The sequence below is a fragment of the Chitinivibrionales bacterium genome, from assembly GCA_014728215.1.
In the GTDB taxonomy this organism is placed as follows: domain Bacteria; phylum Fibrobacterota; class Chitinivibrionia; order Chitinivibrionales; family WJKA01; genus WJKA01.
The window spans coordinates 1-22,086 of the sequence record WJLZ01000225.1; the positions used below are offsets into that span (position 1 = coordinate 1).

Genomic DNA, 22,086 nt, shown 5'->3' on the forward strand with positions numbered 1-22,086 from the left:
ATTTTAAATAAACAGGGGTTCGATTTGTCTGCTTTCAGAGATTCCATAAGCATTACTTTTAATATTTCCTTTTTCCCCGAAACCAGATTAACCATACAATCAAACATCCTTTCAATCTCTTCATCATCAAGCCTCAAATCTTCATAGCTTTGTTCGATAAGTGAGATAATATCTTTCATTGCCGAAGTAAACAGAGCGTCGAGGATGTCATCCTTACTCTTAAAGTAATAATAAATCAGAGCCTTATTGACCCCGGCGCTTTTAGCGATATCATCCACCCGCGCACCGTCAAACCCCTTTTCTGCAAACAACCGCTCAGCCGTGTTCAATATTTTCGCTTTTGTGATTGCCGAATTTCTTTTATTCATTATCTGAATCTATCGGAATTCATGCTGAAACAACAACTAACTATTCGGTTAAAATATAAGATTTTTTATTGAATAGTGCCAAAAGATATGGATTGTTGCAAGCGTTTTTTCCGAATATATCCGAAAATGAAAAAGGAATCCCCTCTTGACATCACCTTCTGCTTATAGGATAATACAATTTGAGCATAATTCCCCTTGTTCCGCCATTCGAAAGGAGTTATACGATGGCTATCAATGTTGGCGAAGTAAAACGTCGTCTTCAAGCACTCCTTAATGATGATAATATGGTTAACGAATATATCCGCCAATATGGCCCTAAAATGGATATCAAGTATATCAAAGCGATCAAGGAATCGCGCGCTTCGGCGGAATCCAGAATTGGTGAAGACGGTTCGGGAGAGGATCCTGTCTATGAGATCAAACTAGGCTGTCCGGTGTGTGAAAAGGAGGATGTCACCTGCTATGAACTTCGCGCCAAAAGCCAGCAGGTAATCCAGAACAAATTTCTTGTCCCCCATTATGAGGGGGCCTCCGGCTACAAAACAATCGACTACAACCTTCTCTCGGTCACGGTCTGTCCCCGCTGTTTATTTGCATCGCCCGACAAAAAAGATTTCACCCGTAGTGCATCAAGTGGACAGGGCAAGCAGAAAAGCCAACTCACCGGCAATATGATCATGACATTACAGGAAAAAATCGGTGAAAGAAAAGCTCTTCTTAAAGCAGTAGTCGATTATGAGAACTATTTCCAGCGGCCACGGATCGACGATGTCGCTATTGCAGCCTACCAGCTTGCCATGCTTCGTGCCAATGTTGAAGCCTATTATGAACAACCCTATTCTCTGTATAAACTCGGCGCCTATGCACTCCGCATTGCAAAAATCATCAAAGATTCGGGGGGCGACAATAGAGAAAGCTATCGTGATGCGCTCGGGTATTTCGAAGAAGCTTTCAGGACATCAAACTGCCCTTCAGAAGAGATCGAAATGCAGGTGATCTATACGATTATAACACTGTATCTCAAGCTGGGAGAATTTAAAAAAGCAAACTCATATATCGGCGTATTCACTAATATTAAAAACGATCGAAAAAATGAGATGAGAGACAACCCCCGCCTCACGACTGCAACAATCGATAAATGGGCCGATAAAGCAAAACGACTATGGGAAGACCGGGAGGAGGAAGACCTCTTTAAGGATGAGTAGAGGGGTTTAAGAAAAAGAGGAAGATACGGTGACAAAAGGCCTGTCCCGAGGAGCTACCGGGAGAGTGACAAGGGTGTGAGAGGGAAAGAATTGCAGAAGAGCATTTACTGTGTATATTCATCCTTTGTTGGGTGGCTGGCACTTCAGTGCCGGAAATGTTGCTTTAATAACACAAGGCTATTCGGCGCCCGGTTCCTTCAGAAGTCATAGTTCTTTAGATTTGTTTGATTATCCCGACCTCCGGACCACTTTCGGAGCGGCTTGCGCTGAGCCGAAGTAAGCGGAACTCACGCTCTGCGGGAATCCCTCACCCGCTCCTTTTTACCCTCACCCTGTATCCACCGGCCCCGCAGGCGCCAAACTCCAGCAGTACCTGTAAATAAAAAATTAAACAGGCAAATTCGTTGATATATCCCATTGCACATCCTGTATTTTAATAAAAGCATTATTTTGATTTTTCAATTTTTTCCCAACAGGACGGTGAAATGAAAAAAGTAACTATTAATGACATCGAACTTGTGCTTTCCAACCCTGTTGATAGTACGATTGAGTGGATTGGTCAGGATGAACCGCTTCGTCAGATCCTCGCCTGCTGGCTGATCGTCGACAATAAAGACCTCCCCTTAACCCCCCGTATTATCGGCTATCCCGGCACAGGAAAAACAACCCTTGGTATGGCCGCAGCCAGCCAGCGGGGGCAGGATGTCTATATCATGCAGTGCACTTCAGATACCCGTCCTGAAGACCTTCTTGTAACACCGGTACTCTCGGAAAAAGGAAAGATATCTTATCATGCCAGCCCGCTTCTCTCGGCAGCAATCACCGGCGGCATTGTTATTCTCGATGAAGGCAACCGGATGTCGGAAAAATCATGGGCATCTCTGGCCGGCCTTTTCGACAATCGGCGTATGGTCGAATCGGTGGTTGCCGGTATTGTTGTTACGGCACATAAGGAATTCCGGGCTGCAATTACCATGAACGAAGACTCTTCCACCTTTGAAATACCCGATTATATTATGTCCCGGCTTCAACCGGGTATCGAACTCGGGTTTCCATCACGGGAAGACGAACTGAAAATCCTCTCCTATAACCTTCCATTCACAAGCAGGAACGTCCTCGATATCTGCGTCTCTTTTCTTCAAAAGGCCCACGGACTTGACCTCCCCTACTCTATCCGTGACGGAATCAATGCAATACGGTATACATTAAAGCAACGGGAAAATAATCCTGACGCCAATATCAAAGGCCTGTTCGAAAATTCGATAAAACAGATTTTAGGCAAAGAAGCTCTGGACCTCGACAGCCTCGCGGCAAAACGGAAAGCTTCGGGGAAACAGCACCCGGGCATGGGACTGGGCGACTTTTTCTTCCCCGACAACGATGATCTCAATCCCGATTCACCAGGTATTCTCTGATGATCAAGCTGTCCGATTCAATAACACTGATCCCCTTTCTTCACGGGAGTATCTATTTTTCCCGGTATATTCGTGAACACTGCTCCAGGCATGCCTGCGACTGTATTGCGGTCGATATCCCTGCATCATTTAATGAATCGCTGATCGATGCTGTTGATGATCTCCCTTTTATTTCTGCTGTGACTGCATCGGAATTTACCGATCCGGTATATTTTGTTCCCACCGATCCCTGTGATGCAGCCATTGAAGGACTCAGGCAGAGCAGACAACGTCATATCCCCGGATACTGCATCGGTTATCCGATAATCGAACAACCAACCCCCTTGCCGCACATCCCCGATCCTCACGGAAGCGAAATAATGGGTATCGACGCCTACTCATCACTGTGTATCCAGGTGATCGAACAGCACGCGATATCCAAAGACGACCAGGCATGCCGTTACATTGCCTATCGGCTTCACGACCTGGAATCATCACATAAAAAGATCTGTGCGGTAATCCATTTCCGTCATGTAACGGGCATTATTGAACACTATAATCAGGAATATTCTTATAATTATACACCGCCCTCACCGGTAGAATATCAGGGCCGACGGGAATATGTCAATCCGGACCATCTCTACTTTGCCCTTGGCGAATTGCCCTTTATTACCGGAAAATTCGAAAAGGAACGCCAGGATCCTTTCGCCCCTGCAGTGCAGGTTATCGATACGATCAAAGACCTTTTCAGAGAAACCAGGGATGACTATTACAGCAACAAAGATAATATCATCGAACTCTCTCCGGCCCGTATCCATTGCGGTCTCACTTTTTTGCGTAACCTGACCGTCATGGCAGATATGTTTATCCCCTCCCTTTTCGACATTGTGACGGCAGCCAGGGGAATCGGCGGGAATTCCTATGCGGTCCGCATTCTGAAAAGCGCAAAATACTATCCCTTTCTCCCTCTCGAACAGGCACAGCAATCGCTGGGAGTCGGCATCGATAAAATTGTATTCCCCAACGATACCACGGTTCATCAGGCGGTCAATCTGTTCAAAGATCTGCCGGTCTACTGGCAAAAACTCAATATCAAACCCGAACCATCGGAACTCCAGAAGAAAAAGTACCGATATCGATGGAATCCGGCAGGGATGTGCTCCCATCTTCCCGAAGATCGTAAAATCGAAGAATTCAATAGCCATCTCCGGAACAAAGCGATCCGCATGATGAACGAAGATCTTATTCGGTCGGAAAAATTTGTCGTTTCGGTGAAAGACGGGATCGATTTCAGGGAAACACTCCGCAACTGGCACACCGGCGACATCTACATAAAAGAGATACCGCCCTCACGGGGCGAACTCGATACCGTCATTATTATTTTCGACAGCGGACACGATGAGAAATACCCCCATAAGGCGACCTGGTATGCCGAACACGAGCAGGAATCAACCCTCACGTTCTTTGCAACCGATCCCTTTGATGATGTTGTGGGACCGGGAATCGTTCGTTCCCATTACGGCGGTCTCTCGCTCCTTTATCCCCCCCGGATAATTCCCAATGCCTTTGAAATTACCGCAGAACTTCCTCTGAAAAATCTGACCGAACAACTCACCTATGGTGTCCTGCTGTTCAGCGAGCATCGAACCGTGGCATTTATTGCTCCCAAAAAACCGAATGTTCGCCTTAAACGCATAGCCGCGAGGCTGAAAAAGCGGCTTGTCTGGATCCCCCTTTCCAATTTCAGCTCCGAAACACTTCGAAACCTTCGACGATTCCATGTTCTGAATGGTAAAATTGTAAGAAGCTGGGCGTCACAATTTATCGGCGACTGAGGAGCGAGGAACACAACAAGTCACGAAGGTACGAGCTGAACATTGCTCGATAGTGCAAGACAAGGGACAAAGCGTATGAGCGTACGAAAATGTGTATTCCCACTAATTTTCCTGGGTACAACCGTGCTTTGGGGGGTTGATGAATCGCAAGATGAGCAGTATATCCGGAAACTCGAAAACAAATATCGAACCGAATACAACAAATGTACCGGTGATAACAGAGATGTCAACCTTTCCATAATTCTTATGTGGAAAAAACAGATGAATCACTGGATAAAATCGGTAGAGTACCCCGTACTCCGGAATGCGTATCGGGATTCCACAGGCGATACAACAACGAATATTCTTCCGTGCATGGTATACCACTGGCGACGGGCCCTGGAAAAGCAGCGTAAGGAAAAAGAAGCTGTCCGGGTGCGGGACAGCATTCGGCGGGAAAATGAGATTGCCGAATCCCTGATGGTTGCCCGGGAACTGAAACATAATCCTCTCTCCCCCTATGATATTACCGGCATACCCTTTGGAATCAACAGAAATGCATTTATTCATCTATTTAAAAAATATTACAGCAATGAAATTGTAGATGCTCCCGATTGTATTCTGGTTAATGATTTTACCTGGGGCAAAAAACAGCTCCCCACGACCTTCTATTTTGACAATAACAATAATTACCACCGGTATGAAATTGAAACCATGCATTTTCCCGCCGACTCACTGGATACCGTGGTCCGCAGGGATGCGCTTTATATTGCCGATCTCATGGCGGAAAAGCTCGCCCCCCCGCAAACCGTCTATCGGGTAGGACTGTTTGACATCAAAAAAGACCATTCCGCACCCTATCGGGAATGGAGCGACAGCACCCACCGCATGGTTATTTATCTTGCAACACAGATGTATTTGTATAATGCGAAAACGGTTGTTGAATACGCCGGGAATGTTCCAGACACACTCGGGCAGCATGAATGACGCGGTGAGTTGAGTGATGGAGTGATCCTGCTGAGTTGAGCGGGATGAACTATTCACCTGCAGGGGAATGATCCGGTATGCTAGGCTACCATTCTATTTTCAGAACACCTCGAAATACTTATTTACGACGATAATCGCAATGAAAGCGACAGCTAAAAAATCCAGCCAGAGCTGAATCGAGATAAAATAACGATTGCCCTTCCCTTTTCCTTTCGAAGGCCTGCCGCCGAACTTTTTTGTTGTGCGGGAAAAAACGATATCGCTTTGGGCCATTTTATTTTTCCTTTCAACAAAAAGTATACTATCTACGAATAACTAGTGCAAGAAACATTTATTTTTCAAAAAACGCAAGAGTTATCAATGAAATATCGAACATTCGGAATTATCGATCTGGTTATAATTGGAGCGCTTCTTTTAGTCTCCGTGGCATTTATACCTCTGATGAAATCCTATGCTCCTTCAACAGTGGCTGTTTACCGGGACAATCGGGTTATCGCCCGATATCCGCTTGAAGCTGATAAGCGGTTCACGGTACATGGTGAAATCGGTGATGTTTCGGTGCATATCCATAACAGCCGGGTATCGGTTGAGAAATCCACCTGCAGCAAGCAGATTTGTGTTACCGCAACACCAGTCAGCAACGTTGGGCAACAGATTGTATGCGCACCAAATCATATTCTGGTACAGATAGAATCGTCATCAGAAGACAAGGGGCCCGATGCAATCGCCCGGTAGTGACGATACGGGAGCAATGACCCTGGAGCGCACGGCCCTTCTGTTAGCGGCCATCAGCCTCAATTTTCTCGAATTTTTCATCCCCCGTATCCCGCTCTTTCCCTGGCTCAAACCCGGACTTGCCAACAGCATAACGGTTATCTGGATACTCAAGTACGGTCTTGCCGAGTCGATTCTCCTTTCACTTCTGCGTATCTGGACCGTGGGTTTCTATTTCGGATTTTCATTCCTGACTTTGTCGCTCAGTCTCGGCGGAAGCACGCTGGCGGTTCTCATGATGGGCCTTTCGTGGCGTGTTTTCGGGAAAAGGAAGCTTTTAGGCATTATCGGGGTCAGTATCATCGGAGCACTGTTTCATAACGCCGGCCAGCTTATCATGGTCTATTTTCTCATGGCCCGGAATCTCTTTCTTTTTTATCAGCTCCCTTTCATGACCGGTGCCGCCATTGTTTTCGGCGCCCTTGTCGGGATCGTCGCTCTGTTTATGCTCAGGGTTATTGACCAGACAAGTATACAAGAACATCCGGATTTTGAACGAAAAATCGTCCATCATGAAATATCCCCCGGCAATCTCACCGCTGCTGCCGGGATTATCACTTACTGCATCGGTATTTTATTTATCGATATACCCTGGATTCTCGCCATCCTTGCGGCAGGCACAACGATAGCAGTACAATTTATTGTAAAAGGCTCGATAAAGGTTCTTATTTCGCCAATAACGAAATTCTGGCTCCTCTTTATTTTTATCGGAGCCCTCCATCTCTTCTTTTCGTTTGGAACCCGTATCGAATCAGTTCCCTTTGTCACCCATGAAGGTGTCCATGCCGCCCTCACCCAATGGCTTCGACTCTGGACCTGGCTTCAGCTCTCCTTTGCTCTCACCCATGTAAAATTTCACTACGCGCTGTTTAGTGGTTTACGAAAATTATTCAGAGGCAAAGAATATGCACTGGATGCTGGCGTTCTGGCTGTCGAACTATTTCCCCATATTCCCGATCTGGTACGCAAAGAAACCATACCGCTCTTCAAAGGATTATTCAGATCACCGATTCATTCATTCCGCCGCTTTTTCATGGTGGTCTACAGGGATATTGAAAGCCTTATCGTTTCCCATCTTGGAAGTGTTGTGTCGGAAGAACGGGACTCAAAAGGCGAAAGTCGAAGGTCACAAGTCTGAAGGCAGAGGGAGCAACTCTGTTTTTCCCCAAGGCGTCCTGCGCCGGCAGGGCGGTTACCAATTGATCGGCTGGATTATTTTTTCGCTTTCAAAGGCGCGAAAGCCGAGAAACAGGAAAAGGATACCGATCAGAATCATTACCCCAAAAAGAACAAAAACATTCAGGAGGAACAGGTAAAAAACAGTAACAACAAAGGTAAGCATCAACAAATTAACAAAATGCACCAACCGGGGATTTCCGAGACGAAGGGTGAGCCATGAAGCACAGGTTGCATTCATAAAGGATGCCCCCACAAAGAGTATGGGCCCGGTCCAGTTGATTGTCAGGGCGCTGCGGTCGAGAAGCGCGGTCCAGAGAAGCGATAAGGCAAAGGGACAGAGGCCCATAAATAACGACATTATAACGATATACAATATTTTTCCCAGAAGGATACTATGCCGGGCCAAACCACAGGTAAGTAAAATCTCAAATGATCCTTTCAGACGTTCTACGATAAAAACAGATCCCAGAAATGAACCGGTAGCAACCACCGAAAAAAAGATCCACCAGAGAATGCTCTGTTCGCCGCCCCCCTGAAGTGCATTTGAAGTAAACACTGCGCTGTAAATGAGAACAATGATCCCGTAAACCGCAAAAAAGCCGGGATCATTGCCTTTAAAATTAGCGAACTCATTCCTGACAATCAGTGCAAGGTTTTTCATGGTTTTATATAAGCTTTCTTTATGGTTTCCCGAAACGCTCTTTCAACCGGTCTAACTTCATATACCGGACATCCGTGCGCAACCAGTTCGGCGACCAGAAGAGGGATGTCTTTTTTCTGATTTTTCGAATTAAAATGCCATTTCCCGTCGGTATAGGACACTCCGGAACCCGTAATCCGACGGATAATCTCTCCATATTCGGGCCGGTTATCGGTGGTCAGTGCCCATTGCCCCAAAGATCCGGTTTCATTGGCCAATTCCGAAAGGTGGTGGTCCTGGAGTATACCGATCCGGTCGCAGAGTGCTTCAATGGCTTCAAGATGATGGGAACTGATAACGATCGCGGATCCATGCTCCTTTGCCCGTTGCACCAGCCTGCAGAAATGATCGTAGGCTTCCATATCGAGCGCTACCGTCGGCTCATCCAAAAAGCACACCTTCGGCCATCCCAGAAAGGCCCGGCACAATGCACATTGCATCCGCTGACCCCGGGAGAAAAACTTGACCCGTTTTTTCGATCCCACAAGCTCCCAATTGCTCCATTCAGTTTCGAGATATTGAGCAACGGTATCATCGGAAATACCCCTCGCACGAGCGAAGAATTTCAGGTTTTGATCAAAGGTCAAATTCCCCCGGAAACCATCATGCTCGAGCACGGCCCCTACCTGACGGTAAAATTGCGGGGAATGATTCCAGGGATCGTGACCGCAAATATCGATATGCCCCGAATCGGCGCGAAGCAGGCCTAAAAGCAACCTGATGAGCGTCGTCTTCCCCACACCGTTCAATCCAACCAGGCCATACACGGTTTCAGCCCCCAAATCAAGATTGAGTGATTCGAGAACAGACTTCCCGTCAAAGCTTTTCGATAAACCGGCAACCGTTATGACATCATTACTCATACGTCTAAAAATGGCTTATGCGCTTTTTGAATGCATGGACTTTTTAATCCCCGCAGGTATAAAGAAAGTGCTTTCCCCTCTTTTGCGGACCGGCCCGAAAACCCTCTCCTCGAAAAATCTCTCGATGAATGTGTTAAGCTGTATACGACTTTTTTCAGCCATATTGTTCTTTTTGAGAACCGAACCGGATGAATACTGTCTCCATCAACACCTGTCGATGTCCTGTGTTCGATAAGAGTGAATGCAAATCATTTATTTTCATGCATAACAATTATTGTTCACACATAGAATCTTCACAGGATCATGAAAGTCATTATCGCCGAGACAGCCGGATTCTGCATGGGAGTGAAAAGGGCTGTCGACCTTGCAATCGACCATTCCCGGAAAGAAAACGAAACGGTCTATACCTACGGTCCGCTTATTCATAACAGACAAACCGTTGAGATGCTCAACTCCCGGGGGGTCACCGAACTCGATAACGACAGCCCCCTCAAAAAGGCGCCGATCATTATCCGCGCCCACGGCATTCCTCTACATTCGGAAACCAAACTTCGGAGCAAAGGGCATGAGATCATTGACGGTACCTGCCCGAAAGTAAAAACAGTCCATCGGGTAATTACAAAATACCGCAAACTCGGATATACCATTATCATAACCGGGGATGAAGGCCATGCTGAGGTTATCGGGTTGATGGGCTATGCCGGAGATCGGGGCCTTTTAGTCCAATCTCCCTCTGATATCGATTCGATTCCCCCTACAGAGAAAGTATGCCTGGTTTCTCAGACGACCTTCGACCGGGAGCTTTTTGATGATATCGCAGCCAGGGCCAGAACACGGTTCAAGGAGCAACAAGTGGTGGTCAAAAAGACAATCTGTTCCGCTACCAAACGCCGTCAGACCGAAACCAAAGAGATTGCATCCATGGTTGATGCCATGATTGTGGTGGGCGGTAAGAATAGCGCCAACACCCAACGTCTGGCAAAAATCAGCAGCGCATGCAACACTCCCACGCAGCATGTGGAATCTGAAAAAGAACTCGATATCGACGCACTGGAACACTGCAATACGGTCGGCATCACCGCCGGAGCATCGACCCCGCAATGGATGATCAAGCGGGTAGTCGACTACCTTCAGTTCATGTCCCACAGGAAAAAGAAGACCCTTAAGGACCGGGTCAAAAGGGTTCTTGACCTCTGTGCTATTTTCAACATTTTTATCGCCGCGGGTGCAACCGCCGCCTATTATGCATCCTGCACGATCCAGCGGATCGATCTGCCCCTGCAAGAATTTGCTCTCGGTGGTGTTGTCGTGTTCTTCTACTTCCTTTCGATCTATCTTGTCAACAGCATGACCAGTATCGAAATAACCCAGCACCTGGGTATCAGCAGGTATCAATTCTACCAAAGCCATAAGACCATGATCCTCCTGATTGCCGAAATAAGCATCGCCCTTCTTCTGGCAGCAAGTCTGACAATCAATCTGTCGCTTTTTTATCTCATGCTCTTTTCAACCACCCTGGGCGCACTGTATCATATCACGATTGTCCCTCTGCCTCTTCGACGAATATTCAAATACAGCAATCTCAAAGATGTTCCCACTTCCCGGGACCTCTTTGTCGCCCTGGCATGGGCAATACTGGCAACCTTTATTCCCCATGCAATCAGAAATCAGCTTGTGTTTACCAAATCGACTGTCTTTGTGTTCGGATGGATCTTTGTTCTGGCATTCCTCCGTTCCCTCATGGCCGACCTTCGGGACATTGAAGGCGACCGGATCATGGGACGGGAGACGCTGGTCACCATTATGGGAGAAAAACGGGTCAAAAAAGGTATTCACCGGATGATCTGGGCATGCCTCATCATCACGGTATGCTACTCGGCGATTATGGCTATCACTGATTTCGGCAAGTATTCTCACGGTGATATATCGCTGCTCTTTCAGCTCCCGGCGATTGTATACATGATGGTCTTTGTTCGATGGCACGAAAAAAACCATCGTACCCGCTCGACCCTTTTCAACATTTTATCCGAAGCCCCCTTTTATATTGCCGCGATTGGAGCCTGGGTAACATGGAGGATTAATTAATGATTTCCCAAAGTAACTGGAAATATTCGAGCCCCGACACGCCGGGGTTTCATACCGTGGTCACCCCCGAAAACTCGGCGTGTGTCTGCACCTGGATGTTTCGTCTCAACCTGCAAGACAAAAAAGAGCACCATCTCTACGACAATTCATTGGAACTAAGTGTGGGGGTGATTGACGGCTCTGTTGAAGTAACGGTCGATTCCCGTTCCTATACCCTTTCGAAACTCGACTCCTTTTATATACCGTCGAAAAGGAAAGCGACAATCGTCTCCAGAGGAGCTTCGATATGCTACATTGGTGGAAGTATTTGTGAAGGGGTTGGTGATTTTTTTGTCCGGAAATACGATCCGGAGCTTCCACTGGGTGAGATCCGCCAGATTCACGGCACTCCACCCTATCGGCGGTCGGTGTTCATGGCGGTGAACCAGGAAATGCCGGCGTCACGGCTTATTACCGGGTTTACCATCGGCGATGACGGTGCCTGGACAAGCTGGCCGCCCCATCAGCACGAAAAGGACCTCGAAGAAATTTACGCCTATTTCGATATCCCGTCACCAAAATTCGCGCTTCATGTGGGCTATGAAACGCCCGGCGCCCCCGACAGAATCTATCCGGTATCATCGGGGGATTGCGTTATCATTCCCCGAGGGTACCATCCGACCATGGCCATGCCCGGCGTCCGCAGCGCCTATTTCTGGGTCATGGCCGCCTTTTCCCATAAAAGCCGGAGCTATGAACTGGCGGTGCCTGATCCGGCTTTTGATTGAGACAATGGTAATAGACAAAGAAACAGATAAGGAATAGTGATATGGCGGAAAAAATACTTGTTACCTATGCAAGCAAGAGCGGGAGTACTGCTGAGATTGCAGTCGCGATTAGTGAAGCGCTCCGGGAGAGTGGTTATGAAACCGATATTATTCATGTTTCGAAAGTTACCGATGTCTCTTCTTATAGAGGGGTCATTATCGGCAGCGGGATTTACATGGGACGGTGGCTGAGATCTGCAATGAAATTTATCCGGAAAAACAAAACGGCGCTTCAATCGATCCCGGTTGCTTTTTTCAGCGTATGTCTTTTGATGAAAGAGGATACGGAAGAAAACCGGAAAACCGCCGAAGCCTATTTTGACGGGCCCAAATCGATTGTTTCTCCCTTTGAGACCGCAACATTTGCCGGTGCGCTCGAAATTGAGAGGCTTCCAATCCTATATAAAATCATTGTAAAAAGCCAAAAAGAAAAGAGTGCCGATTACCGGAACTATGATAATGTCAAAAAGTGGGCGAAAAGTGTTGGAGAAAAAATAGCCCGGTCGGTCGGCCGGCGATAGGACATGCGAAAAGAGTCAATGAACGTTCGCTCCGCAAAACTGACTTCAGGCCCCGTCGGAAAAACGCTTATCAACCTTGCCGCTCCCATGCTGGTCGGCATAATCGCCATGATGGCGTTCAATTTGATCGATACCTTTTATGTGGCAAAACTGGGAACCCGGAAACTTGCTGCAATGGTTTTGACCTTTCCGGTGGTTATGATTATCGCAAGCTTTGCCCTTGGCCTCGGCGTGGGTGCTGTCGTTACCATTTCCCGGGCAATCGGTGAGAGCGACCACGAAAAGGTCCGCCGGCTGGCCACCGATTCACTGACCCTTTCGGTTACGCTTGTTGCCGTGCTTGTTACGATCGGTTTGTTTACAATCGAGCCGGTTTTCTTTTCCCTGGGCGCGACGCCGGACAACATACACCTTGTAAAGCAATACATGCGTATCTGGTATTTCGGCATGGTTTTTGTTGTGGTCCCCATGGTCGGGAACAATGCGATCAGGGCGACCGGCGACACCAAAACACCCAGTATTATCATGCTTATCGCCGTTGCGATCAACGGCATTCTGGATCCGCTGTTGATATTCGGAATCGGCCCGTTCCCCCGCCTGGAACTCGCCGGAGCGGCCCTTGCTACGGTCATTGCCAGAGCATGCACCCTTACCATTTCATTGAGTATTCTCCATTTCAGAGAACAAATGCTCGCATCGCCCTTTGCTCAACTGCCGGTGCTTATCACTTCCTGGTGGCGGGTGCTGAAAACAGGGCTTCCGGTCGCGGCATCCAATGTGCTCATCCCCTTTACAATTGCAATCGTCACCCGCCTTGTATCCGGGTATGGTCCCGAAGCCGTGGCCGGATACGGTATCGCTACCCGGGTCGAGGCTTTCAGTCTTACCCTTGTCTTTGCGTTATCGGTCTCCCTGGGACCCTTTATCGGCCAGAATTTCGGCGCCCGTGATTTCAATCGTATCGAAAAGGGTATCAAATACAGCATGAGATTTTCCCTGCTCTGGGGCGGGGTCGTTTTTTTAATCCTCTATTTTGCAGGAGAATCTATTGCCGTTCTTTTCAATACCGACAATGACGTAGTTTCGGTTGCGACACGCTATTTCATGATCGTACCCGCCAGCTTTGCCTTTTTTGGAATGCACCAATTCTCCTGGGCTTCGCTCAATGCTCTTGACAATTCGCTCCACTCAGCCGGACTGGAAATAATACGTTCCTTTGTGGTCCTTATCCCCGCAGCACTGCTCGGTTCGAAACTATGGGGAATCCCCGGCATTTTCGCGGCTATCCTTACCGCAAACACTATCGCCGGAATCGTCTCGCGAGCCTGGCTGAAACGAATGCTGGGGAAGATGAGAGAGGGGGAATAATAGTTCACTTATGATTGTTTAGGGAAGGGGCTGGGGGACTGTTTCCTCCCACGGTCGGGTCTATGCCTTGAAACCAGCTATGGAAATGCTTTTCCTGAAAGCCCAACCCCCCGGGCTTCGCCCGCCCCCCACACTTGGGGGGCCAAAGACAATACAGAAACATACATGCTTTTTTCTCTTTTGTCGGGATTTTTATCGTTATCGTCAAGCTCTTTTTGCTGTCCTCATCCATTATCGACATTCTTCCACAGCGGACATCTTTTGCCGATACATTCCTTGTTCTCCTTGTACTGGGTACACCACGGGGAATTACCGGCCTGGAGTTTTTGGGGAAGATACTTTTCCGAGAGTTCTACGGCGGCGGTAAGCGCCAGATATCCGTCTCGTTTGCAGCACCGGGGGGCATCGTAGGCGGCAATTTTGTGCAAGACTTGAGCGGTTACCTTTTGTACAATCTGCCGCACCTCGCCTTTATAGGGCGTGCCTTTGAGGATAATCGAGAATGCGGTCCCTATCCCGGACGCCGCGCCGCAGACACCCAGGAATGCACAGGCCCCGCCTGCAATGCTGCTCCCGCGCTCGATTCCGGTAATGATCTCATTATCAACGATATGCCCTCCCCCATTCCGGTATGCAGCCAGGATAACTCCCGGAATCAGGCCATGATGTTCCGGGCCGTGAACAGGAATCGATGCATGCTCACGGATGCGGTTGAAGAGTGCGATCATATCGTTTTCAGGCGCCCCTGTGCACATCGTGCGGATTATCCCCCGAGCATCGGCGCTATGACAGGAATCACAGACAAAATGACCCTCAATACATTCCGCATTGGAGCGTAACTCTTTCCGGCAGAAATAGCATGTCCGGGTCTGGTTTTCACTCGAATAAACCAGCTTTTTGCCGCAGACAAAGCAACCACTCGAATAATGACCAGTGCTGTTTTTACTTATTTGTGAAACTTCCCGGTCGGGGGCGATAAATACCCCGCATGATGTATGCTGTACAACATTCTCGACATTCCCTTCACTATCGAATTGAAAAAATGAGGTTTCATCGGGAGTGAATGAAGCTGGAACTTCGATCGTGGTCGTCACTCCCCGTCGTAAACCGGCACCATTGTCCAGGGAAACACTGTGGAGCGGTCCCCGGTACATAAGAGTTTTGGTTCTTTTCTCCAAAGCCGGTTTATATGCCGTATAGGTGACCGCAAAAAAGGGGAGAGATTCGATTTTCCGGTAGAGGTAACGCTTGTTGACATAGAGCTGTTCGAAACCCAGTTCTTCGAGCATGGCAAAAAGCTCATTCTGTTTCATCGCCCCCCCGATACACTCACCCCGCAGTTTGGCATTGTATTTCATGTCAAGCGGGATGTCACGATCACACACGATATCGGAGATACAAATGCGGGCGCCCGGTTTGAGAATGCGCATAATCTCCTGGAATGTTTTCCTTTTATCGGCGGTCAGGTTGATCACACAGTTTGAGATAATACAGTCTGCCGAATTCTTTGGCAGAGGTAATTTTTCGAGGAACCCTTTCTTGAATTCCACGATATCGTAACCCAGTTTTTGTGCCACCTCCACGCGGGCCTTTTCTGCCCGCTCGAGCATAGGATCGGCCATATCGATTCCGTATACTTTCCCCGACGGCCCGATCTTTTTAGCGCCAATGAAACATTCTACCCCGGTACCGGAACCGAGATCGACCAGGGTCTCGCCCTCCTGAAGGTCGCATTCCAAAACAGGACTTCCGCAGCCATAGGAGCGGACACGGGACCCGAGGGGAATGTGATCGATCTCCTCCTCGCGGTAACCGACCGGATTGACAATGTCTTCATTCACCTCCTCGGCGGCGCTCGAATAGAATTGCTTTACCAACCCGTGACCATCGGCGCCGGATATCGACTGGACACAGTTTGAATGGGTAAAGTTGACCGGCCCACTCTCTTCGGTGCACTCATACACATACTCACCCATTCTGCATAAAAATCCCGGACGAGTCCCTGAGTTATACTCCCGGGCGATTTCGGCAATCAGATACAGAGCAATACCATTATACAGTTTCATGTAGGGATCGTGCCCTACCGGTGAACCGCCGGCATGGATACTATGATCGACATCACCACCACCGATCAGATATTTCAGGGGATCACCGCCTAACCGGTCACAGAACCCGACACTCGCTTCCCGTATCTGCCCGAACACGGCACTTGTTCGCCAAACCTTCTCGATCCCATCCTTAAGAAGTCCGGCCCCCATGCTTTCGATCCCAATCAAGGCCGGTGAAGGATATATATCGCCGGTTGGTGCGATTGCCAGGCTCTGCCAGGCCGCGTTGCTCAGGTCGTGGCGGGTACCGGGAATAGTGAACAGTTGTGATTTGATGACTTCCATGTTATCGATAACAATATCGCTCCTCTTTGCCCGTTCATAAGCGGCAATGAGATTGTCAAGGAGCAGAGCGACAGGAACAGTGAGACCCTCACCCGCTCGCCCCCGCGCAAAGAGCCACATGAAATGGATGCTTTGCACTCCCGATTGGTGAGCGATCTCGACCATTGTTTCCATGTCCCCGACGGTATCTTCAGTAACCGCCATGGAAATGGTGACCGGAAACCCCATAGCCCTCAGAAAACCGATCGACTCCAGCACTTCGCCGAAAGTGCCTTTGCCCCGGATCTTTTCATGATTTTGCCGGGAGCCATCGATACTCACCTGAAAATGGACCCTTCCCGGAGGTACCGAACGCAACCAGGATTCATGCGCCGAAAGGTCTCTACCGTTGGTCAATATAACAACATGGGTGTTTTCATTCATGAGGATATGGTCGCAGATACCGGTAAAATCGGGATACACGAACGGTTCACCACCGGTAAAGTAAACGACCGTCGCACCCAAAGCAATCGCCTGATCGATAGCCGTAAGAACTACCGAACGGTCAAGCGAGATTTCATCGGACCGGCCGCTCGATGAAAACATGCAGTGAGAACAGGCCATGTTGCACTTGTTGGTGATATGGATCCAGCACTCTTTCAATCCCTTGAGTGTATGATAGCGTCCTCTTCCCTGATACGGCTCACCGCAGCCGTCGCGAAGACGGTTTACAAGCGATTCTATATCATGCCGTACACGATGCGAAGCGCCTCTGGAATTTTTTGAAAAATGACCGCAGGCTTCATCAACCGAATGACCCGAGATGAGATACCGCAAGATATGATCCGCCCGAGAGTTCGGAACAAACCAGTCGGGAAAATCGGGATTGATATAGATCGGGGTGTTTTCGTATTCCAGTCTTGTGTAGGATCCAATAGCGCTCATAGATATCCGTTATGGTTATGTGGTTGTGTCTTTTTTTATGCCGGCATGTTTGTATGCCCAACAAACGTTATGAAAAATAATACATTTCACTTAAAACACTGAAAGGTCATTTTGACATTTAATATTCATCAACAGTCTTGTCCAAAATAGAGTGCTAATTACGCTGATCAAACTGATATTCGCCGATCAGAAATATAAAAATATCAAAAAAATTGGCGATAATCAGCCAATTTGGCGTCATCGGCGTTCTATAATCAGAATAATAGTTTACCATATAATAACACGGGAGTTTCTTGAAACATTCCTCTTTTTCCCATGTTCTCTTTTTCCGATATTTTCAAGGAGTACCGGCAAATGAGTGCCGCGGGTCTGTATTGTTTCCGATTCACCTCTTGTTTCCATGGTCATATACTGCATACGGCCGGCCCCCGCCGGACCGCTGCACGGGCAAAGTGCCCGGTTTTTCTGCACCGTTGCCGCTCCAAAGGTAAGCGCCGCCATTTCAATTCCCCCAACCTCATCGTGCAAACCAGCGCTTTCGCCCTGCGATTTTAGCTGCAATCCCCCAACCAGAAGAAAAGCAGGGAGAAACCCGACTGCGATGAACAGCCTGACTGTTTCATGTATCTTTTGTTTCACAATGCCCTCCTGTCTTAACCAATGCTATTGCAAAAACAAGGCCAAATGGATAAGAAAAGACGACAGATATGCCGCCTCTAACGAGGCTGCGGATAAATGAGGACGGTTGATTTTTCATGTTATTCGACTTCCGGTCTCAACCTTCGCCCCCAACACAAGTGTATTTCTATACAACAGTCTGTATCGAATTGCGCAAATATATATTTTGAGAATTACCCAACAATCAGCATGCGATCGGAAAGCACATGAAAAAAGCGACAATCCGAATAAGTAACTTAGCCTTGCGAACCATTATCGGCGCCAACGAATGGGAACGGGAGAAAAAGCAGGAAATAATAATCAATATTGTTCTAAAATTCGATGCATCCGAGGCAGTTGCCACCGACAGTCTGAAAAAAACGATTAATTATAAAAAAATCAAGCGGCGGGTTACCGAGGTGGTTGAAGCTTCGCAATTTTTCCTTTTAGAAAAATTGACGTCATCGATTATTGACGTTATCATGGAAGACGACAGAGTACTAAAGACCAGAGTAAAGGTTGATAAGCCTCATGCGCTCAGGTTTGCAGATTCGGTTTCAGTTGAAATGGAAGCGGTAAGAGAAGGCTAATGAATCAGGTAATTATCGGCGTTGGATCCAACATATCTCCTTATGCTCATATCGATGAAGCACGCCGGATGCTTGCCCGGGATCACAGGTTCGAGAAAACGACACTGCTCACAAGGACAAAACCAATCGGATATGCAAATCAGCCCGATTTTATCAACTGCGCCTTTTTGGTGAATACATCACTGGAGCGGCCGGAGTTCAGACATTATCTTAAAACACTCGAGAATCGGCTGGGACGCAAACGAACATCCAATAAAAACGGCCCCCGCACTATTGATCTCGATATCGCTGCCTGGAACGGGAAAATTGTCGACAAAAATTACTATGACCGTAGCTTTCTAAGGAATGCAGTCGACAAACTAATGGAACAGAGCACCGGGGTTGACATTTGCAGATAGAGGAAAACATCTCATCTTTACCGCCTCAGCCGGAACAACCAATTAACTGGATGGGAATCTGTTTTTCTTCAGCTCTTTTTATTGCCGCCACAGTCTGGCTTTCTTTAGGCGGTCCATTGGGCAGAGGCGGTATATTCTTTGCCATTCCCTATATTCTGATGTTTGCCGGCATGTTCGGCGCCTGGAATTGGTGGCCGAAAAACGGCCTGTTTCCGCTCATGGCTTTTGTTGCCGTAACATCCCGCCTGATTATGCTCGATTTTCCCGCCAATGATGATATCTATCGGTATATATGGGAAGGATATATTCAGCTCAAGGGCTTTAATCCCTTTGCTCTCGCTCCCGATTCACCCTCACTGGAATACCTCCGTACTCCCTGGTGGGACCTGATCAACCATAAAGACTACCCGACAATCTATTTCCCGGTCGCCCAGATCCTCTTTGCCGGAGTATCTTTTTTTTCCGCCACACCGGCGGCATTTAAAATCCTGTTTACTCTTTTCGACCTTGGCACCCTGTTCATTCTCGTGTCCCTGGTGACACATCTGGATATCAACAAAAAGCACCTTCTTTTCTATGCCTTCAACCCCCTGGTGATCCTCTTTATTGCAGGTGAAGGCCACCTTGACAGTGTCTATGTTTTTTTCTTTGTCACTTCCCTGCTTTTCATGGTTAAAAACCGTTTTTTCCCGATGTACCTTTTTCTTGGCCTGTCTATTATGGTCAAGCCGATCCCGGTGATCGTTCTCCCGCTCTTGATTCGCAAAGAAAATTTCAAATATCTTCCCGCGGTATTCATTCCCTTTTTGCTGCTGTTTTTCTATACCGGACCGGGGGTATCTTTTACCGATGTTCCCTTTCGTTTTGCCGTAAATTTCCGGTTTAACGGTTTTTTCCATACGCTTTTTTCGCTTCTTTTCGGGGCCGGGATATCAACTGCGTTGTCCTGGGCGCTCTTTTTTATTATCTATACCGGCATTTTCTTTCTGGTTCCCGGAAAACTGAGAGCACTCTTTCTCGCTCTGTCGGCATTCCTTCTCTGTTCACCAACTCTTCACCCCTGGTATCTGGTTGCAATCGCTCCCTTTCTGGTTATCTATCACTCCCCGCTGTGGGTGACACTTTTTATAACTATCGCGGCGGTATTCCCCACATTCTGGCGGTATTGGGAAATCGGGACATGGGAGTTGAACGACCTGCAGCTCGGCATCGAATTCATACCCCTTTTTCCGGTCTGGCTCTGGACGCTGATTACCGGGAACAACGGCATGAAAAAAGAATATGGAGCGGTTTCGAGTTTTTCGGTAATTATACCGGTACTCAACGAAGAATCTTCAATCTGGCACTGTATAGAATCGGTAAAATCCCAGCAGGCGGTGATAAATGAAATCATCGTTGTTGACGGCGGCAGCAGCGATAATACCAGGGCGATTGCCGGACAATTATCGGGGGTGACCTGCATTGATTCCGCCCCCGGCCGGGGTATACAGATCATCGAAGGCCTGAAACACGCCACAGGCGATATCATCCTGGTCCTTCACGGTGACTCTCGACTCATGTCCGATTCTCTTAAAAGGCTTGTACAAAAGATCAACCAAAGGCCACAGGCGGTAGGTGGATCCTTTGGCGCGCGCTACGAGAGCACACGCATGCATTTTCGCGCCGTTGAGTACCTTAATAATTTCAGGGCCCTGGTTTTCGGCGTCTCCTTTGGCGATCAGGCCCAGTTTTTCAGGCGAAATGTTTTATACAGTCGCTATCCCGCTTACCGGCTTATGGAAGACATCGAGTTTGCTTTCCGCATGAACGAGACCGGTCCGTTACTTTTCATTCCCCGCGGAGCGATCAGTTCGATCCGTCGATGGCAACAAAAGGGATACGCGGGAAACTTCCTGAAAGTTGTGGCATTATCTTTGCTATTTATAATCCGAAGACGGTTTGGTTTAATTCGTGATAAATGTGAGTGGTTTTATGAACGATACTATGGATAAAAGCAGTACGCTTGTTGTTTTTGCTAAAACACCGGGGACCGGCGATGCCAAAACCCGTATTGCCGAAACCGAGGGACGCGAAACCGCGGACCGAATCTATGACGAACTCTTAACGATCACCGGGAATGTGGCGTCGAACTTTCACTACCATGTTGCCTATACCGGTGACAACTCCCCCGATACTCTTCGGCCCTATTTCGATCGGGCAGCCTCCTTTTTTGCGCAAAGCGGGGAAACCCTGGGAGACCGCCTGAGAAATGCCTATCTCCACCTGATTGAACAGGGCTACCGCTATATCATCACAATTGGTGTTGATTGTCCCACCCTTGTGCCCGAAGATATCCGGGAGGCCTTTGTGTATCTGGAACAGGATATCGCAACCGCCTTCGGCCCCGCAACCGATGGCGGATATTATCTTGTAGGAGCGAATCCCGAAAGCCTCGATATTTTCTCCGCCAAAAACTGGAGCGCGTCGAACCTACTGACCGAAACCCTGACAATTGTCTACAGCAGGGGCTATTCATGCCACATATTACAACCCCGCGCGGATATCGATACAATGGAAGACTATGTTAGATGGAAGGAACCTGTTCATGCCCTTTAAACGATTCCTTTTTTTAGGAACCGCCTGTGCTTTTTTCGGCGGCTGCGCTGCCCGGCGCCCCGCCAATGTCGGTAACGGCGCCGGAAATCTTGCACCATGTCCATCAACCCCTAATTGCGTTTCAACCATGGCACAAGATTCGGTTCACCGTATGGAACCGATCACCTATGAGGGCTCCAAAGAAAAAGCCATGAAAAAGCTGAAAAAAGTAGTAAATTCGATGTATAATACAACGATCATTGCCGAGACCGACAATTATCTTTATGTTGAATTCAACACCATGGTCTGGCGGTTTGTCGATGATGTCGAATTCAGTTTTGATGACAACAACAAGCTCATTCACTTCCGTTCAGCCTCACGAGTCGGGAAATCCGATTTAGGCGTCAACCGGAATCGAATGACCGAAATCAAAAAACGTTTCAATCAAAAAAATGTACCTTCGTATAAGCATTAAGAGAAGAAAGG

The 22,086-nt window shown here is 48.0% G+C and carries 21 protein-coding genes; 15 read left to right on the top strand and 6 right to left on the bottom strand.

Annotated elements, in window-relative coordinates; genetic code table 11:
- On the bottom strand, positions 1-368 hold a 368-nt coding region (locus tag GF401_20825; GenBank protein MBD3347508.1), incomplete at its 3' end, for a TetR family transcriptional regulator.
- Positions 369-592: 224 nt separating this feature from the next.
- Between GF401_20825 and GF401_20830 the strand changes: the two genes are divergently transcribed.
- The 4 genes from GF401_20830 (at position 593) to GF401_20845 (ending at position 5,768) form a co-directional block, all read left to right on the top strand.
- Positions 593-1,573 carry a DUF2225 domain-containing protein gene (locus tag GF401_20830; protein MBD3347509.1) on the top strand — a complete coding sequence of 327 codons (981 nt, stop codon included), beginning with the start codon at positions 593-595 and terminating at the stop codon, positions 1,571-1,573.
- Positions 1,574-2,058: 485 nt separating this feature from the next.
- On the top strand, positions 2,059-2,988 hold the full coding sequence (locus GF401_20835) for an AAA domain-containing protein (GenBank protein ID MBD3347510.1): 930 nt from the start codon (positions 2,059-2,061) through the stop codon (positions 2,986-2,988).
- On the top strand, positions 2,988-4,802 hold the full coding sequence (locus GF401_20840) for a hypothetical protein (protein ID MBD3347511.1): 1,815 nt from the start codon (positions 2,988-2,990) through the stop codon (positions 4,800-4,802). The genes GF401_20835 and GF401_20840 overlap by 1 nt, the downstream gene beginning before the upstream one ends.
- Positions 4,803-4,877: 75 nt before the next feature.
- Positions 4,878-5,768, top strand: coding sequence for a hypothetical protein (locus tag GF401_20845; GenBank protein MBD3347512.1), 891 nt, complete (start codon positions 4,878-4,880; stop codon positions 5,766-5,768).
- A gap of 99 nt (positions 5,769-5,867) precedes the next feature.
- Here GF401_20845 and GF401_20850 read toward each other — a convergent pair whose 3' ends face one another.
- Positions 5,868-6,041, bottom strand: a complete 174-nt coding sequence (locus GF401_20850) for a hypothetical protein (protein MBD3347513.1) — start codon at positions 6,039-6,041, stop codon at positions 5,868-5,870.
- A gap of 87 nt (positions 6,042-6,128) precedes the next feature.
- Between GF401_20850 and GF401_20855 the strand changes: the two genes are divergently transcribed.
- Positions 6,129-6,503, top strand: a complete 375-nt coding sequence (locus tag GF401_20855) for a hypothetical protein (protein MBD3347514.1) — start codon at positions 6,129-6,131, stop codon at positions 6,501-6,503.
- A complete protein-coding gene (locus GF401_20860; protein ID MBD3347515.1) occupies positions 6,487-7,680 on the top strand; it encodes a hypothetical protein in 1,194 nt (397 codons plus the stop codon). The genes GF401_20855 and GF401_20860 overlap by 17 nt, the downstream gene beginning before the upstream one ends.
- Positions 7,681-7,734: 54 nt before the next feature.
- Here GF401_20860 and GF401_20865 read toward each other — a convergent pair whose 3' ends face one another.
- Positions 7,735-8,382, bottom strand: a complete 648-nt coding sequence (locus GF401_20865; GenBank protein ID MBD3347516.1) for a hypothetical protein — start codon at positions 8,380-8,382, stop codon at positions 7,735-7,737.
- Positions 8,379-9,284: an ATP-binding cassette domain-containing protein gene (locus GF401_20870; GenBank protein ID MBD3347517.1), complete on the bottom strand. Its 906-nt coding sequence runs from the start codon at positions 9,282-9,284 to the stop codon at positions 8,379-8,381. Before GF401_20870 ends, GF401_20865 begins: the two co-directional genes overlap by 4 nt.
- A gap of 303 nt (positions 9,285-9,587) precedes the next feature.
- Between GF401_20870 and ispH the strand changes: the two genes are divergently transcribed.
- The 4 genes from ispH to GF401_20890 are packed head-to-tail and all read left to right on the top strand — an operon-like array spanning position 9,588 to position 14,064.
- Positions 9,588-11,369, top strand: coding sequence for a 4-hydroxy-3-methylbut-2-enyl diphosphate reductase (gene ispH, locus GF401_20875; protein MBD3347518.1), 1,782 nt, complete (start codon positions 9,588-9,590; stop codon positions 11,367-11,369).
- Positions 11,369-12,136 carry a myo-inositol catabolism protein gene (locus tag GF401_20880; GenBank protein ID MBD3347519.1) on the top strand — a complete coding sequence of 256 codons (768 nt, stop codon included), beginning with the start codon at positions 11,369-11,371 and terminating at the stop codon, positions 12,134-12,136. Before ispH ends, GF401_20880 begins: the two co-directional genes overlap by 1 nt.
- 41 nt (positions 12,137-12,177) lie before the next feature.
- The gene (locus tag GF401_20885) at positions 12,178-12,696 is read left to right on the top strand and encodes a flavodoxin (GenBank protein ID MBD3347520.1); all 519 of its coding nucleotides are present in this window, start codon (positions 12,178-12,180) and stop codon (positions 12,694-12,696) included.
- An 18-nt stretch (positions 12,697-12,714) separates the two neighbouring features.
- On the top strand, positions 12,715-14,064 hold the full coding sequence (locus GF401_20890; protein MBD3347521.1) for an MATE family efflux transporter: 1,350 nt from the start codon (positions 12,715-12,717) through the stop codon (positions 14,062-14,064).
- A gap of 224 nt (positions 14,065-14,288) precedes the next feature.
- Here GF401_20890 and GF401_20895 read toward each other — a convergent pair whose 3' ends face one another.
- Both GF401_20895 and GF401_20900 read right to left on the bottom strand, forming a co-directional pair.
- On the bottom strand, positions 14,289-17,381 hold the full coding sequence (locus GF401_20895; GenBank protein MBD3347522.1) for a methyltransferase domain-containing protein: 3,093 nt from the start codon (positions 17,379-17,381) through the stop codon (positions 14,289-14,291).
- A 267-nt stretch (positions 17,382-17,648) separates the two neighbouring features.
- On the bottom strand, positions 17,649-18,020 hold the full coding sequence (locus GF401_20900; protein MBD3347523.1) for a hypothetical protein: 372 nt from the start codon (positions 18,018-18,020) through the stop codon (positions 17,649-17,651).
- A 245-nt stretch (positions 18,021-18,265) separates the two neighbouring features.
- Between GF401_20900 and GF401_20905 the strand changes: the two genes are divergently transcribed.
- From GF401_20905 to GF401_20925, 5 genes are read left to right on the top strand one after another with little or no spacing between them, the layout of a single operon-like run.
- Positions 18,266-18,628, top strand: coding sequence for a FolB domain-containing protein (locus GF401_20905; protein ID MBD3347524.1), 363 nt, complete (start codon positions 18,266-18,268; stop codon positions 18,626-18,628).
- Entirely contained in the window at positions 18,628-19,026 is a 399-nt protein-coding gene (gene folK / locus GF401_20910) for a 2-amino-4-hydroxy-6-hydroxymethyldihydropteridine diphosphokinase (protein MBD3347525.1), read from the top strand. Before GF401_20905 ends, folK begins: the two co-directional genes overlap by 1 nt.
- Positions 19,017-21,017: a glycosyltransferase gene (locus GF401_20915; GenBank protein ID MBD3347526.1), complete on the top strand. Its 2,001-nt coding sequence runs from the start codon at positions 19,017-19,019 to the stop codon at positions 21,015-21,017. The genes folK and GF401_20915 overlap by 10 nt, the downstream gene beginning before the upstream one ends.
- Positions 20,998-21,621, top strand: a complete 624-nt coding sequence (locus tag GF401_20920) for a DUF2064 domain-containing protein (GenBank protein ID MBD3347527.1) — start codon at positions 20,998-21,000, stop codon at positions 21,619-21,621. The genes GF401_20915 and GF401_20920 overlap by 20 nt, the downstream gene beginning before the upstream one ends.
- Positions 21,611-22,075, top strand: coding sequence for a DUF1499 domain-containing protein (locus GF401_20925; GenBank protein ID MBD3347528.1), 465 nt, complete (start codon positions 21,611-21,613; stop codon positions 22,073-22,075). Before GF401_20920 ends, GF401_20925 begins: the two co-directional genes overlap by 11 nt.
- The last annotated feature ends 11 nt before the right edge of the window (positions 22,076-22,086 follow it).